We start from the raw sequence: 15,573 nt of genomic DNA, 5'->3' as shown, positions 1-15,573 counted from the left end.
GATATATTTAGGATAATTTATGACTACTATCGCAAAAGACACCGCCGTCACATTCAATTACACTCTAAAAGACGACGAAGGCAACATCCTTGACCAATCACCAGAAGGTCAGCCACTTGCTTATTTACACGGCCATAGCAACATCATTCCAGGTCTTGAGCAGCAACTAGAAGGCAAATCTGCTGGCGAAAAAGTAAACGCCGTTGTTGAGCCTGCTGACGGTTATGGCGAGTATCAAGAACAAGCGGTACAACATGTACCACGTGATAACTTCCAAGGCGTTGACGACATTCAGCCTGGTATGCAATTCCAGTCAGAAGCTGGTGGCCAAGTTATGCTAGTGACTGTGACTGATGTAAACGATCAAGAAGTAACCGTTGATGCCAACCATCCATTGGCTGGTAAGCGTTTGACTTTTGATGTTGAAATCCAAGAAGTACGTGCCGCAACTGAAGACGAGCTAAACCATGGCCATGTACATGGTGCAGGCGGCGTTGAGCACTAATCTCTTCTAAAGTAATAAAGTATTAATTGGCTTTTTCTTATTGAAAAGGTTATTTAATCTAAAAAGGTCGGTAGCGATGTCTACTGGCCTTTTTTATGGGCTAAAGATGAGCAATACATGATAAGGTTGACGCCATTAAAATAGTGTCAGACTACTGCAAATTATGCTTTTCCAGACGTAACAAAGCCGCATAATGACAAGCATCATGCGGCTTTTATCACCAACCATCCATGTTAACGTTATACGACACCTAATCCCGAGATATCTTATAACTGACAGGCATCCAGCCTTATCATCCTTAATTACTAAACCATCTATCCCTGATGCGACCTTTAAGATACCAATCCCTAGTACCAATGAACCGTTCCGTTCAATCATGCCGTACGTTTATAATCGCAGATTGGTGCATGGTTAGTAAGAGGTTGAAGCGTCAATTCATGTAAGCATATGCTTACATGAATTGGATAATGCTATTTATAGCTTTTCTTTAGGACTCAGTGTTTCTTCAGGATCAGCACTCAACATGAGATAAGCGGCTTCATTAATGAAGGCTTCGTCTTCAGGCAACTCTGGGCGCTCAGTGGCTTTCATTCGACTACGCTCTTCGAATTTTGCATCCATTGCCGCTTGATATGTGTTCCAATTGGCATATGGGCGTTCACCAGTTGCAACAAGGCGTTTGTTTTCAGCTTCCAACGAACGCTTTTCGATCAACTTCATCTTCGCGCGGCGACTATTGATATCAAGGCGGATGGGTTTTTTCTCGTCTTCCATATCGCGAATATCGTTCAATGAAGACAGATACACAAACTGTGGGTTTTGCTCTTGACGGATTTTAGATTGCTGATTGAGTGTTGCAAGCGTTTTATCGGTAAACTTACCTTCAGGCTTATACGGTGCTGTTTTGATGGTGTCCCAAGGTAGCGCATTTTTTTGTGCTCGCTCGCCAAAGGTTGCGTCATCATAGATATTGACTAGTTCAACATCAGGCACGACCCCTTTATTTTGCGTACTACCACCAGTGACACGGTAGAATTTACGCTGGGTCAATGTCGCTGAGCCTAGCGCTAAATTATCGAGCTGAATCTGAGCCGAACCCTTACCTGTGGTCGTGCTACCAACAATCAATCCGCGACCATAGTCTTGAATGGCAGCGGCAAATATTTCACTGGCAGAAGCCGACGCCAAATTGGTAATCACGGTCATCTTGCCGTCATAGAGCTGCTCACCGCCATCGTCATCACGATAGACCTGAACATTGCCGCGGTTGTCACGGATTTGTACCATCGGCCCACTCTTGATAAAGAAGCCCAGCATCTTGGCAACTTCATCCAATGAGCCACCTGGGTTATTGCGCAAATCGACAACCAGACCATCGATATTTTCTTTATTTAATGCCTTCAAGGCTTTTTCGGTATCGATACTCACGCTACGATAGTCTTCTCCATTGCGGCGAGCACGATAATTCAAATAGAAACTGGGTATCTCAAGAACGCCTATGCGCTTTGGCGTTTTATCAATGTTGGGTCGCTGTACTTCTACCACGCGATGGGTGACACCAGATTCTTCTTGTTGAATAATGTCACGAACCACGGTCACATTACGGGCACTAGCGTCAGGCGCATTAGGCTGACGCACCTTGATGGTCACTGGCGTACCGCGTTTACCGCGAATCAAACCAACAATCTCACGTGTTGACCAGCCAACCACATCGGTCATGTTTTCGCCGTCTTTTGCGATACCAATGATCAGATCATTGGGTTTAATTTGACCTGACTTGGCGGCTGGGCCACCATCGACTAATGTGACAATACGGGTATAATCTGGATTTTTACGATCAGGGCGAATGGAGACACCAATACCTTCTAATTGCAGACTAGACTGGATTTGTAGCTCATTGGCCTGAATGGGGGCATAGTAATTACTGTGTGGATCATAGGTCAACATCGCTGTGTTTAGGATGGTTTCCATAATCTCGTCATTGGTAAGACGAGTAAACTGCTCTTGCTGACGAGACAAACGATTTTGTAAAATCTCACTAGGTGTACGTTGATCGTTACGTACCAAATCCTGTCCACGCGTGATATCTGGATTACTCAAAAATACTTTTTCTTTGGCCTTCTCATCTTCTTGGCCCAAGGTGATACTCATCAACTGGAATTTTAGTTGACGCGTCCAATAATCACGCTGCTCTTTTTTGGTTTTAAAGTGATCCATTTTTTCGCGATCGAGCACGATGGTTTCATTACCAGTCAAATCAATGTCTGTCTTTAGCATTTTACTTGCCATGGTAAAGTACTCATTTGAACGTTTGCGATAACGCTCAAAAACGTCTACCCCTGCAGACAAATCACCACGCTTGAGACGATCGCCAAAATCATCACCGTATTTTTTCTTAAATTCATCCACGTCAGACTGTAAAAATAACGTGTGGTTGGTATCGAGACTGTCAATATACATAGACAAAATCTCGCTACCCGTTTTGCTATCCAAGGGCTGATTGAGATAATGACTACGATCCAGCAAGGCTGCAACCTGACGAGTGGTGATCTTCTGTTCTGGTGTCTGGACAAAACCCTCAGTATTGGTTTCTGCTACTGCGGTGCCATAGCTTTGAGCAAGTATAATACCGGCTACACCCACTGACGCTGCACTGAGTAACCACTGCGCTGGTTGTTTTTTCATATATGTACCTAGTTATTTTAAGTGAATATTGTCTGTTTTATCAGGAACAAAATCATGGGGTCAATCTCTATTTATCAACCCTATTTTATACATTGCACGCCATTGCTTGTTTGCCGTTAATAATTATCAATAGCAACTATCGGTTCTTTATCTCATTATAGTTTCTAGACTTTACCACTACCTCATCATTCGATCATTAGCTGACGATGTGGCGCTACAAATCATTCAATATTATCATGAGCATAGTCAGTGAATTGTCTCAAACTGTATAAGCAATCTTACACCCTACGTCTACACATACCAAACTTTCTATCATATTTATTCTAGCGATTTTTATCCTCGTTTTTGCTCAAATTACCTTGAAGCAATGTCACGCGTTTCGCAGATGATGTTATCAGATTATACGCCAGTCATAATAACTGTCATAATAAGGCCATTATGACATAGCGATAGCCCTTGATTTGCATTCGCTTTTGTCCATTAGACTGACAATACAACAGACATGATAAGGATTAGGCTATGTATGGCGTTTTAATGATTGATATCGATAGTACCGCCTTGACTCCTGAGGACGTGAGCTTGATTAAGCAGGCTCAAGTTGGCGGCGTGATATTGTTTGCTCGCAATGTTGCCAATGCGGCACAAGTTCGCGCATTGTGCGATGACATTCGCTATCACAACCCTGATATCTTGATTGGGGTCGATCAAGAAGGCGGCCGCGTTGCACGACTACGTGAAGGATTTACCCCATTGCCAGCGATGGGTAGACTGGGAGATTTGTTTGACCAAGATCCAAATCGCTCGCTGAGCTGTGCTTATGACTGTGGCTATCTCATGGCAACGGAAGTAATGGCAGTGGGAATCGACCTAAGCTTTGCGCCAGTACTTGATAGAGATGGTATCAGTCAAGTCATTGGGGATCGCAGTTTTCATCGCGAGACACCTGCTATTGCCGCGCTAGCCGCTCAGTTCATGCGCGGTATGAAAGCCGCGGGTATGGCAACCACAGGCAAGCACTTTCCCGGTCATGGTGCTATTGCGCCTGATTCACATGTGTCAGAAGCGATTGATACACGTAGCTTGGCAGATATTATCGATAGCGATATGCAGCCATTTGCGCAAACACTGCCATGGTTGGATGCCGTTATGCCCGCACATGTGATTTTCTCGCAAGTCGATGATAAGCCTGCTGGATTCTCAAAAATTTGGCTAAAAGATATCCTTCGCAATCAGCTTAAGTTTGAAGGGGTCATTTTTTCGGATGACTTATCCATGGCGGGCGCAAAAGCAGTCGGGGATATTGGCGCTCGTGTCAAAGCGGCTATTGAGGCCGGATGTGACATTGCCTTGGTTTGTAATGATCGCGTCGCCGCCCATGAAGCCGCTGCCGCCGCTCAAGAACTGTCTTACCCTCATCAAAACCGTATCAAAACCATGTGTGGCAAGATACCCATGTGGCAAGGTGACCTTATCTCAACGTGCCAGCAGTTCGATTATTGGGAACAAGCAAAACAAAATGTCACGCAAACGTTCTTTGATACGCAGTCTTCAACAGAGGCAGCAATTGATAATACGGCTGAATCGATAGACCCTACCAATTATAAATAGCACTTTAATACCACTATTAAAGATAATTGTTCTGTCTATCAAGCACATCCTCTTCATTGCTTATCTTTGTACCGTAACAAAAACCGCTCCTGAATAAGGAGCGGTTTTTTGGTGATTGATAAGTGGTTCACAAGAAGAATAAAGGCTTAGTTTGTTGGATCTAACGCTGTACCTTGAGTGGCGTCATCACCATCTGGTAGCAAATCATCATTGTTGTTATCCAGTGGGTTCATATCAGGGTCCATTGTATTGCTCGTACCCATCGCCATGTTGCCAGTACCAGTAGCCATGGCTTCGTTGGCATTCACATCTTGATCGTTTACCATAAACTCAATACGGCGATTACGGAAGCGACCTTGTTCAGTTGAGTTGTCAGCGACAGGCTCAGTCTCGCCCATACCTTTCGTAGACAGTTTACTTTCGTCAATGCCTTGAGAGACCAAGTACGCTTTGACTGCGTCAGCACGCTCACGTGATAACTCCATGTTATAAGCATCTGACGCTTGACTGTCTGTATGACCAATAATCATTAAGTTCATATCAGGCACTTTTGCCATAATCTTGGCAGCACGGTCAAGGAACGCTTTATTCACATCAGGGATAACGGCCTTATCCACTTCAAAGTTAATAACTTGTATGCTCAACGCACGAGCCACATCACGAGGATCTGGGTTTTCACCCAAGTTCATCATCGCGGCATCAGCCGCAGCCAAGCTATCATCAATCTCACCTTGTAAGTCTAGCGGGCCTTCAGCTTGTACGGTCATCGCTGGCGCTGCTGCTTGTAGATCAGACACTAATTTTTGCAGTGCAGTGGCATCTGGTGCGTTGACAGTGATATTGTCGCCTTTAATAATCATGCTAGCATTTGGTACGTTTTTGACGATAGGCAAAATGGTAGCAAGCTGTGCTGCTGCTGGCATATCCACTGCAAAATTATCGTCTACATCAGCGCGACATTTATTGGCTTCATCACCAAACGCACTGGTCAACGCATTCATGACGTTGGTCTGCAATGTCTCATTGCCCACATTCATGCGGCAAGCGTACAGCTCATTGTTTTCCCCTGTAGCGATACTCAATGAGGCAGGTTCAATGGCTGCTGCCACTGCTACTTGCTCATCACCGTCAGCTACTTGCTGCTCGGTCACAGCAGGCGTCGCCACAGGTTCGGGATTCTCTTGACAACCACGAAGCAGCGCCCACGCTAGCGCCCCTAAAATGATCAAACCAATAATTGGCAATAAAGCTTTTAAAAAGCTGCCCTTTGGTTCTTCTTCGCGCTGTAAAGGCGCTGTGCTTACGGTATCAGAAATACGCTCACCAGCAGCTGGTGTGGCAGCTAGCATACCTGCTGGCAGAACCGTACTTGCCCAAGCAGGTATATGGTGCTGATAACTGTCAAGATTGTCATTTAAAAACTGCGGTACTGGCGTATTGCCTGCTAAGCTTTTAATTTCATGAAAAGCAAGTGGCGCTGCCATTGCCACCAAACCACGAGCAGCCGTCTGATCGACATTGTGTTTGGCCGCTAATTCGCGAGCAATTTGATCACGATGAGCATCCTCTGTCCAAACGCGATTGTAAAATTGTTGGTCGTCACGACCGATGTTTTCATTAGCAAAGCGATTATATGTGTCTTCGTCAGCAAGACGGGCGGCAAAAACTGCATAGAACTGCTCAAGCAGATTTTGCTTGGTTGGACTGTGATCGTCTCCTAATACGGCTGGACTCACTGTCCTTGTCAAATGATTGATAATATCCATAATATGTTTTCTCCATTAATTATTAATATAATTTGAGTGTCAAAAATTTTTAATGATAAAGTCGGTATTAAAAAGGTATGAAAAAATAGCGCAAACCATCAACGGCTTATATAAAATGACAAGTCATGACAGGTAATATTGTCCATGGCTACATCTGACCAGTGTCATTATAAAAATTTTAAGCATACGTTCACAATCAACACGTGTTGTACAAATGATACGTTAAGTAATGTTTCAGTTATGACTCGTAACCAAAAAGACCACTAGGGACAATCCACTGCCTTAGCATTATTCAAAAGAGCGTAAATCTGTCCTGTGTTCTGTCGACCTTATTTTAATACTGCGATCATAGATAAAACTAAAGAATAACAAACGGGCGGTATGAGAGAACACTCATACCGCCCGTTTAATTTGATGGCCACCTTTACTCATTTATATGCATAGGAATGCTGCTCTTATTATTTGAACTATGCTTACCTAACCTGCTGTGGCTCTACTACAATAACACTATTTGCCATATCATCTACTTCTGATTCTGATATAGGGCCTGACGATCTATTTGGTGTCGTATTGCGGGGAATATTGCTAGGAATGTCAGCAGGGACATTGTTATTATTAAAACTTCCATTGTTAGGGGCAGGAAGAACAGGTGTCACCCTATCGCCCGTATTGTCATCTGATGCTTGATACTCTCCAGTTCCACTACCGTTATAGTTGTTATCGAATTGGCTATTGGGTGCTATATCGCCGTTTTCAAACTGCATGTTAGCACCGTTTGTACCTGCCATATTATTGACAGCGTTACCATCACTGCCATTATTCGGTAGAGGCAAAGGAGCCGTACTATCAATCAGCATTGTTGGTGCCAAAGCCTGTATATCCGCGACCATTTTTTGCAGCAGCATATTGTCTGGAGCCTCTAATGTGAGACGGTCATTTTGCAGTTGTAGACGAGCAAACGGCGTTGATCTGAGTATCGTAAAGATATTTGGCAATACTTGCGGCGAAATTGTGGCAATGTCAGTTGCCACCCCAGCCTTGACAGTCAACTCACAAGTACTTGCTTGCTCACCAAAGCTGGTATTCAGAGCCTGCTGCAATGTCGCTTGCAACGCTTCATTGCCAACCGTTGCGCTACAAGTATATAAGCTCCCACTATTGTCTACCCCAACGATTAACTCAACGGGTGTCATTACTTGGGCAGGGACTTCTACAGGTGAGGCAATGGCAGGCTCTGCGGCTATGGGTTCTAAGGGTGGCACATTATTAGGTTTTATCAATAGTGCCCACGCGGCAAGACCAACACCAGCAATGGCTATGATCAATAAAAACACTCGTACCAGTAAGTCATTACGTTGATTGCGAGTGCGCACTTTTTCTCGCTTCATGCTGCTGCTATCGTTCCAATGATGCGCTGATGGATTGACATGAATACCATCCGTATTTACTAGATCATTAGCAATACGCTCTTTATCTTTGCCTTCCAAATAGCTGGCACTTTCTACATAAGACGCTGTAGAAGTAGCGACTGCCTCTTGATCTGTATTGGGCGCTTTTACTGCAGCCAGAGAAGCCTCGCTCAAAGGTACAGTAGCCACATCGACGCCACGTTTCGGATATGAGTCACTATTAGAGATTTGAGGAGCCGCAATGACGGGTGCCGACCATATCGGTAAATACTGACGCAGCGCTGGCTGCTCTGTCTGTAAAAAGGCTGGCAAAAACTGTCCATTAGCCAATATTTTCAGCTCACGATAAGCCAAGGGCGCAGCGTTAATCAGTAGCTGCGAGGTCGTCAGTAAGTCAATGTGATGGGTGTCAGCCAACTCTTGAATAATCAGTTGCTGTACAGCTTGATCTTGCCATAGCTGTTCAAACAGTGGGCTTTCTACCGAGATATCAGGCGTTAGCTCTTCATCAGCACGCATAATATGTGAGTAGATTTGTGGCAATGCCAAACGCGCTGCCAAAATAGCATAAAACTGCTCAAGCAAACTGATATAAGCCACATTATTTTTATCGTTACTATTGCCTACTATCGCAGGCGTAACCGTTTTTTCTAATTGATTGATGATACTCATAAACAATTGCCTCTGTCGGCCTTTTTTTAAGTTTATAAAAAATTAAGTATTTATTTTATTTATTAGTGCCATACTCTAAGATATTTCTATTATTCATACACTACTGTCCCAAAGATACGAGGCATTCTTCACGTTACTTAACATCTTGCTCTATTATTCACTATAAAAGCATAAAAATGCATCGTTTTGTCACACAATATGTTTTTTAGAGATTCTAACTGCTGTTAGTATGAACTGACTATTAAGACTTAACGTTTAATCATTTGTCATTGGTTATGTTTATTTTTCACTCAGCCGTAACGCTTAGGCGTTGAACATTGTCATTTATAACCTTTATATAACATTGTCACACATCAGGCGAGGCCTAAGGATTTTCCTTTGTTTAACCATACGACTCTTATCATCATTATTACCGTTATTGTTAGCTTATTGGCATGGCAAAACAAAACGCTATTCAATCGACTGATTTTTTATCCACCAGCGGTCAATACTGGTCAGTGGGATCGTTTCGTGACGCATGGTTTTATTCATGCTGACAGTATGCATTTGCTGTTCAACATGTTTACTTTATACTTTTTTGGCCGTGCCATTGAAGGCTTGTATCAGCCCTTCTTATTTGGCTATGGTTTTGTGGTATTTTATGTCTTGGCCATTGTTGTTGCGATGATTCCAAGCTATATCAAAAATAAAAACAATGCCAGTTACCTAAGTCTTGGTGCCTCAGGCGGTGTGTCAGCGGTTTTGTTTGCTTTTATTTTGCTAGCACCTTGGGAAAAAATCTATCTATTTGCGGTTATTCCCATCCCAGCGATATTGTTTGCGGTAGCGTATGTGGCTTATAGTATTTACGCTGATAAGCGCGGTGGCTCGAACATCAATCATATGGCGCATTTGTGGGGCGGTGCGTTTGGTATCATCGCGACAATTATTCTAGAGCCAAGAGTGTTGCCTCACTTCTTGAACGCGTTGTTGTCGCCTGGTTTTTAAGCAATTTTATGAATATCCCTGTGGTTATCAAACGACATTAGATAGGTCGTCAATAATGATACCTTGTTAGCATTAGCATTCATTGGACTGACAATGAGCTTTAAAGCATTACATAAAGATTTTGACCTTTAATTTAATATATTACATTGAGACTTGCTGATTTATTATGATTATAGACATTATTGGTGACATTCACGGTTATGCAGATAAGTTGACAGGCTTACTAACAGAGCTGGGCTACCGCCATAATGGGCAATACTATGTCCCACCAGCTGGTCATCGCGCCTTATTCATTGGTGATTTGATTGACCGCGGTCCACAGCAGCTCGCCACTTTAGAGATTGTTTTTGCCATGCTCGATGCCGATGTGGCTGATGCCGTCATGGGCAATCATGAGTACAACGCTTTGGCTTTTGCCACGCCTGATCCTAATGACCCTACCCAATATTTACGTTCGCATAGCGATGCGCATAAACGTCAGCATGAGGCGTTTTTGGCGGAAGTGCCATTTGGTTCAGACAAACATCAGTATTGGTTACAGCGTTTTTATGAGATTCCCTTGTGGCTTGAGAGCGATGACGCCTGCTTTGTCCATGCTTGCTGGGATGTTGATAGCATGGACATATTGCAGCCTTTTTTGACAGAGGATAACTGTCTGACACCGCAAGGCCTGATAGCCACTGCAAGCGAGCCTAGTGTGCCATTTGATGCCCTTGAGCGTGTATTAAAAGGGGTAGAAACGCCATTGCCTGAAGGTATGGCGATGGTAGACAAAGAAGGTACTAGGCGCACGCGAGTGCGAGTGCGTTGGTGGCTTGATGAGCTGAACACGCGCACGCTTTATGAAGTTGCCCGCGCGCCTACTTCTGCCTTAGCACAAATCCCAAGCGATGCCTTGGCCGAAAACATCGACTTTGCAATCAAAACTCATAAACCTGTGTTTGTGGGTCATTACTGGCTGACTGGTACGCCTGAACCGCTTAGCCATCAAGTGGTCTGCACCGATTATTCAGCAGCCATAGACAGTGGTTATCTGACTTGTTATCAATTTGATACTAAGCAGCCTCTGCCTCTAAAACCCAGTAATTTTTTGCAGCATCGTCATGATGAGCCTACTGATAAAAATCCATAAATCGGCACGATTCTTTTTGCTTTTTAATTAAACTTGAAACTTGGCTTTACGAGAGCGGCAAAATTTTTGTATGATGGTCTTTTTGAGGATATTAACGCATGAGCACAACATCGGCTACCACCAATGCTGCTGAGCAAAACGGGCCTATCACCTCTCCTACTGGTCAGCCCAAAGTTGGCATTATCATGGGATCACAATCTGATTGGGCGACGATGAGCGCCGCAGCGCAGTTGCTAGCAGACTTTGATATTGCTTTTGAATGTGAAGTGGTCTCAGCGCACCGTACGCCTGATCGATTGTTTGATTATGCCAAAAATGCAAAAGCTCATGGCTTACAAGTGATTATTGCTGGTGCAGGTGGCGCCGCTCATCTGCCTGGTATGTGTGCCAGCCAAACGCCACTACCTGTATTTGGCGTTCCGGTAAAATCCTCTATGCTTAGCGGCTGGGATAGCTTGTTATCAATTGTACAGATGCCTAAAGGCGTTGCCGTTGGCACATTAGCCATTGGCGCCGCTGGCGCTTACAATGCCGCTTTGCTTGCCATCCAAGTGCTTGCACTACATGATGAATCGGTAGCGACTCAGCTAGATACATTGCGTACGACGCAAACTGATACCATTCTTGCTAGCCCAACACCGGGTATTATCAATCATTGATCATCGCTATGAAATGATTAATGGTTGTCAGACCTTATTGATACGTGTCCTATCACCTTAAATCATTTTGATAGAAAATAATTTTGATAGTATACGTATGATTAGATGAGTCTTAATGAAGCTTGACTGAATATAAGGTGCATACAGTGCACCTTTTCCTATTTTACTAGATAAATTTTTAAATTGCGCCACACCAAAACATCTTTCATTTTTAATTTAAAGAGCCTGCCATGACTACAGCGAACGCTTACCCTACTACCCAAACCATTCGTACCATCGGTATTTTAGGCGGTGGTCAGCTTGGTATGATGCTTGCCGAAGCTGCCATCCCTCTAGGGTATCAGTGCGTGTTTTTAGAAGACAATGCCGATTGCCCTGCCAGCCTATATGGACGCGTTTTTCACAGCGACCAATTAGACGCATTTATTGAAGCCACAGACGTTTTCACACTAGAGTTTGAAAACACACCCACTTCTACTGTTGAGCATCTGACCAACTTATCAATAGCGGGTAGCAAGCAAGGCATGTTTCCTCCATTGATTGCGCTTGATATCGCCCAAGATCGCTTAAAAGAAAAGCAGATGTTCCAGACGCTCGATATTGCGACTGTCCCGTTTATGGCGGTCAATTCTGAATCTGAGTTGCAGCAAGCTTGTCAAACACTGGGTCTACCTATCGTTCTAAAAACCAGCCGTGGCGGTTATGACGGTAAAGGTCAGTCTGTCATCAAAGAAGACAATGACATTAAAGCCGCTTGGCAGGATCTTAAAGATGCAGTCAGTGGTAAAGGCGCGTTAACACCAACGCCTGCCCCACTGATAGCAGAAGGTTTCATTAATTTTAGCCGTGAGGTTTCTATCATTGCGGTGCGAGGACAAAACGGTCAGGTGCGTGGTTATGATTTGGTCGAAAACCATCATCATCAAGGGATTTTAGCCAAGACTCAGGCGCCTGCCGTGGGCACCAGTCATTTGCTCAAGCAGGCCACTGATGCGATCACGACCGTCATGAATCATTTGGATTATGTTGGCGTGATGGCGCTTGAGCTATTCGTGGTTAAAGATGCACGTGGCAACGACACCGTCCTCGCTAACGAGATTGCGCCGCGTGTGCACAATTCTGGGCATTGGAGTATCGAAGGCGCTATCACCAGCCAATTTGAAAATCACATTCGCGCGGTGGTCAACCTACCGCTGGGCGATACAGACAATGTGCACCCAGCAATCATGCTCAATGTATTGGGACAATATCCTGATATCAGCGAAGTTCTCAAAATTGATGGCGCTCATTATCACAGTTATCAAAAAGCTGAGCGTGAAGATCGAAAAATTGCCCATATCACGTTGATGCCCAATGACGTGGCCGATTTAGAACCTGCTTTAGCCAAGCTTGTCGCCATATTGCCCAATAAAGTGGGTTTGGATAAAAAAATCGTTGCCGTTGACGACCAGCCAAAGATGACAGATGAGCTGAGCATTTCTGACACTGATGACACTTTGGACAAAACTAATACCCAGAGCGAAGACTCTCAATCAGATGAGGCTCAAAAATAATGCAGATTTGGGTAGATGCAGATTCTGTACCTTTGATTGCCAAAGACTTGATTATCAAAACCGCTGAGCGTACCAAGACCACAGCGATATTTGTTGCCAATCAACCAATCAAGCTACGTAAGTCACCCCTACTTATTATGACAGTGGTGCCATCAGGATTTGATAAAGCAGACGACTATATCGTCGAACAAATTCAACCAGGCGATCTTGCCATTACCAGCGATATTCCTTTGGCTAATGATATTTTGGACAAAGGCGGTATGGTATTGACCACGCGCGGTGTGGTCTACGACAAAAACAATATCAAGCAAAAGCTCAATATGCGCGATTTTATGGACACCATGCGCGGTACTGGTGTCCTAGAGTTGCAAGAAATGAGCGGGCAAAAGCCTTATGGTGACCGTGACAAAAAAGCCTTTGCCGATGGTTTGAATCGTTTGGTTCGTTAATATTTCTTCTTATTCATTTTTGCTCTACTCTTTTCAACACGGTACTTTCTTGCAAACCATATACATTCTCTAACCAAACGCAATCCAATTGGCACGCATCATAACGAAGCGTGCCAATTTTTTTGCTATGCTGGTCATAGTTTTTAAACAACACATATATAAGAATAGGAATGATGATGAAACTTTTAGTAATTGGTGCAAGTGGACGTGTGGGTACTGAGTTGGTAAAACAACTATTGGCTGATGACCATCAAGTAATCGGTACCACGCGTCAAAAAGAAACCTTATTTAATGATGCCAATTATAGCCAGCTTGATTTGGATATTACGGCTGAAAAAGACGCGATTCAAGACCAAATGGATAAAGATATCGATGCGGTATATTTTGTGGCAGGCTCTGGTGGCAAGGATGTGTTAGAAGTCGACTTGCATGGGGCAATCAAAACCATTCAGGCGACGCAAGACAAAGGTATCAAACGCTATATTATGCTTAGCGCAGCGTTTTCTTTAGATACCAGCAAATGGGATAGCCCCGGCATTGCCAATCTAAAAGACTACTATATTTGCAAACATTATGCAGATCAGTGGCTAGTCAATAACAGCTCACTTGACTACACTATTGTGCAGCCAGGAGCGCTAAAAGAACGCGCAGGCACAGGTAAAATTGCCATTGATGAAAGTGCTGGCGAAAACTCGATTGAAGATGTTGCCACAACATTGGCTGCTGTATTAACCGCAGATAATACCATCAAACAAGCGTTTAACATGCATAATGGTGATATTGATATCAATGAAGCCATTGCGACGGTGTAAATCCGATGTGAACAGAATTCTCAAAAATGAATGAGCGCCAATGGCTCATAAAAATGGTCGTTTGTCATTCAGCAATAGCTATCCTGAATGGCAAGCGACCTTTTTTTGTTCAAAGTTTTATATATAGTGAGTCCAATATAAAAATGCGTCAGCGTGACTGGAGTTGGTTTTTTGCACCCTCTGTCTGCGAAGGCACAGCAAGCAAGAAAAATTCATTCCAGTTCAACATTGATATACAACATGTCTGTTTTATTTAGAATCGACCATAGTATTTATTAATAGAGTGAGACTCAGTCATAAGATTAGGCCAATCTACTCGGAAAAGGAATCACTTCTTCTAAACTACTGGCACCTGTAATCACCATTAGTAATCTATCTAGCCCAACCGCAATACCGCTACAAGGCATCAGATCGTCAGAGGCAGCGATGAGATGTTCATCGATTGGCATGATGGGCAAATTGTGGCGCGCGCGCAATTGATTGTCTTTTTCGAAACGCGCTCTTAGTGCTTGACCATCTGCCAGCTCATCATACGCGTTGGCAATTTCAATTCCATTGATGTATAGCTCAAAACGTTTGGCCACTTCATTACCGTCTTTATCCAATGACGTCTTGGCCAATGCCGCTGTCGCAGGGGGATATTCTATAATCAAAGTGGGTAAATCATGTCCCAAATGTGGTTCGACCGCATGACTGAACAACAGATCCAGCCAGCTTTGACGACGGTCTGCCTCACTATCACAACTCTCTTCATTATTGAAATCGAATCCCATTAGCCCCTTGTCTTCAGCAACTGCTTGCAATGCATCCAGACTTGCAGTCAGTGGATGTATGCCAACAAAGTCCATAAACGCATCAACATAACGATAGTGATTCATCACCACAGGGTAGCTGTATAGCATCTCTAACAACTCGCCAACCTCAGCCGCCATGTCTGCCAAGCTATAATTTGGCTGATACCATTCGAGCATGGTGAATTCTATATTATGTCTTGTGCCAATTTCATTGTCTCGAAATACAGGACAAATCTGATAAATAGGTACTTGCCAACTCGCTAGCAAACGCTTCATGGCAAATTCAGGTGACGTGTGCAGATAGTACATTCTAGGCTTATCTTGATACGTCACTTGCGCCGCCACTGATTGTAAAAACGTATCCGTATTACCCGCTTGAGAAAGCAGCGGCGTCTGTACTTCTAGCACTTGCTGCTTTAGAAAAAACTGACGAATGCTACTCATAAACTGCGCGCGCTGCTGTGCCATCGCAAGTGACATCGTGGGTGCGTAGCTGGATCTGTGTAAATGATGGCGGGCTTGATTCATTATTATCTACTGCA

General features: G+C 43.9%; 12 protein-coding genes. 8 read left to right on the top strand and 4 right to left on the bottom strand.

What is annotated here, in order from left to right:
- The first annotated feature begins 19 nt into the window (after positions 1-19).
- Positions 20-505 carry a peptidylprolyl isomerase gene (locus CZ794_RS13290; RefSeq protein ID WP_062843751.1) on the top strand — a complete coding sequence of 162 codons (486 nt, stop codon included), beginning with the start codon at positions 20-22 and terminating at the stop codon, positions 503-505.
- Between the two features lie 474 nt (positions 506-979).
- Here CZ794_RS13290 and CZ794_RS13285 read toward each other — a convergent pair whose 3' ends face one another.
- On the bottom strand, positions 980-3,190 hold the full coding sequence (locus tag CZ794_RS13285) for a carboxy terminal-processing peptidase (RefSeq protein WP_087042054.1): 2,211 nt from the start codon (positions 3,188-3,190) through the stop codon (positions 980-982).
- Between the two features lie 519 nt (positions 3,191-3,709).
- Here CZ794_RS13285 and nagZ point away from each other — a divergent pair.
- The gene (gene nagZ / locus CZ794_RS13280) at positions 3,710-4,798 is read left to right on the top strand and encodes a beta-N-acetylhexosaminidase (RefSeq protein ID WP_087042053.1); all 1,089 of its coding nucleotides are present in this window, start codon (positions 3,710-3,712) and stop codon (positions 4,796-4,798) included.
- Between the two features lie 146 nt (positions 4,799-4,944).
- Here the strand turns inward: nagZ and CZ794_RS13275 are convergent, their stop codons facing one another.
- On the bottom strand, positions 4,945-6,564 hold the full coding sequence (locus tag CZ794_RS13275) for an OmpA family protein (RefSeq protein WP_087042052.1): 1,620 nt from the start codon (positions 6,562-6,564) through the stop codon (positions 4,945-4,947).
- 473 nt (positions 6,565-7,037) lie between these two features.
- Positions 7,038-8,645, bottom strand: a complete 1,608-nt coding sequence (locus CZ794_RS13270; RefSeq protein WP_087042051.1) for a hypothetical protein — start codon at positions 8,643-8,645, stop codon at positions 7,038-7,040.
- Between the two features lie 378 nt (positions 8,646-9,023).
- Here CZ794_RS13270 and CZ794_RS13265 point away from each other — a divergent pair, with 378 nt between their 5' ends.
- The 6 genes from CZ794_RS13265 (at position 9,024) to CZ794_RS13240 (ending at position 14,237) form a co-directional block, all read left to right on the top strand.
- Complete coding sequence (locus CZ794_RS13265) at positions 9,024-9,632, top strand: rhomboid family intramembrane serine protease (RefSeq protein WP_087042050.1); 609 nt, start codon at positions 9,024-9,026, stop codon at positions 9,630-9,632.
- Between the two features lie 166 nt (positions 9,633-9,798).
- Positions 9,799-10,764, top strand: a complete 966-nt coding sequence (locus tag CZ794_RS13260) for a metallophosphoesterase (protein ID WP_087042049.1) — start codon at positions 9,799-9,801, stop codon at positions 10,762-10,764.
- Positions 10,765-10,862: 98 nt separating this feature from the next.
- Positions 10,863-11,423 carry a 5-(carboxyamino)imidazole ribonucleotide mutase gene (gene purE, locus CZ794_RS13255; RefSeq protein ID WP_087042048.1) on the top strand — a complete coding sequence of 187 codons (561 nt, stop codon included), beginning with the start codon at positions 10,863-10,865 and terminating at the stop codon, positions 11,421-11,423.
- A gap of 230 nt (positions 11,424-11,653) precedes the next feature.
- The gene (locus CZ794_RS13250) at positions 11,654-12,976 is read left to right on the top strand and encodes a 5-(carboxyamino)imidazole ribonucleotide synthase (protein WP_087042047.1); all 1,323 of its coding nucleotides are present in this window, start codon (positions 11,654-11,656) and stop codon (positions 12,974-12,976) included.
- On the top strand, positions 12,976-13,425 hold the full coding sequence (locus CZ794_RS13245; protein WP_087042046.1) for a DUF188 domain-containing protein: 450 nt from the start codon (positions 12,976-12,978) through the stop codon (positions 13,423-13,425). Before CZ794_RS13250 ends, CZ794_RS13245 begins: the two co-directional genes overlap by 1 nt.
- Before the next feature lie 176 nt (positions 13,426-13,601).
- A complete protein-coding gene (locus CZ794_RS13240; RefSeq protein WP_087042045.1) occupies positions 13,602-14,237 on the top strand; it encodes an NAD(P)H-binding protein in 636 nt (211 codons plus the stop codon).
- Between the two features lie 302 nt (positions 14,238-14,539).
- Here CZ794_RS13240 and epmA read toward each other — a convergent pair whose 3' ends face one another.
- Positions 14,540-15,559: an EF-P lysine aminoacylase EpmA gene (gene epmA, locus CZ794_RS13235; RefSeq protein ID WP_087042044.1), complete on the bottom strand. Its 1,020-nt coding sequence runs from the start codon at positions 15,557-15,559 to the stop codon at positions 14,540-14,542.
- Positions 15,560-15,573 lie beyond the last annotated feature (14 nt).

The sequence above is a fragment of the Psychrobacter sp. JB385 genome (assembly GCF_900163785.1).
In the GTDB taxonomy this organism is placed as follows: Bacteria; Pseudomonadota; Gammaproteobacteria; order Pseudomonadales; family Moraxellaceae; genus Psychrobacter.
The sequence above is the reverse complement of the archived record's forward strand: the minus strand, read 5'-3'. Positions and strand labels throughout refer to the sequence as shown.

What these genes read in the sequence shown, in the direction of transcription:
- CZ794_RS13285 (WP_087042054.1), bottom strand. Translation starts at nt 3,190, where the DNA reads ATGAAAAAACAACCAGCGCAGTGGTTACTCAGTGCAGCGTCAGTGGGT.
- CZ794_RS13275 (WP_087042052.1), bottom strand. Translation starts at nt 6,564, where the DNA reads ATGGATATTATCAATCATTTGACAAGGACAGTGAGTCCAGCCGTATTA.
- CZ794_RS13250 (WP_087042047.1), top strand. Translation starts at nt 11,654, where the DNA reads ATGACTACAGCGAACGCTTACCCTACTACCCAAACCATTCGTACCATC.
- epmA (WP_087042044.1), bottom strand. Translation starts at nt 15,559, where the DNA reads ATGAATCAAGCCCGCCATCATTTACACAGATCCAGCTACGCACCCACG.
- nagZ (WP_087042053.1), top strand. Translation starts at nt 3,710, where the DNA reads ATGTATGGCGTTTTAATGATTGATATCGATAGTACCGCCTTGACTCCT.
- CZ794_RS13240 (WP_087042045.1), top strand. Translation starts at nt 13,602, where the DNA reads ATGAAACTTTTAGTAATTGGTGCAAGTGGACGTGTGGGTACTGAGTTG.
- CZ794_RS13260 (WP_087042049.1), top strand. Translation starts at nt 9,799, where the DNA reads ATGATTATAGACATTATTGGTGACATTCACGGTTATGCAGATAAGTTG.
- CZ794_RS13270 (WP_087042051.1), bottom strand. Translation starts at nt 8,645, where the DNA reads ATGAGTATCATCAATCAATTAGAAAAAACGGTTACGCCTGCGATAGTA.
- CZ794_RS13290 (WP_062843751.1), top strand. Translation starts at nt 20, where the DNA reads ATGACTACTATCGCAAAAGACACCGCCGTCACATTCAATTACACTCTA.
- CZ794_RS13245 (WP_087042046.1), top strand. Translation starts at nt 12,976, where the DNA reads ATGCAGATTTGGGTAGATGCAGATTCTGTACCTTTGATTGCCAAAGAC.
- purE (WP_087042048.1), top strand. Translation starts at nt 10,863, where the DNA reads ATGAGCACAACATCGGCTACCACCAATGCTGCTGAGCAAAACGGGCCT.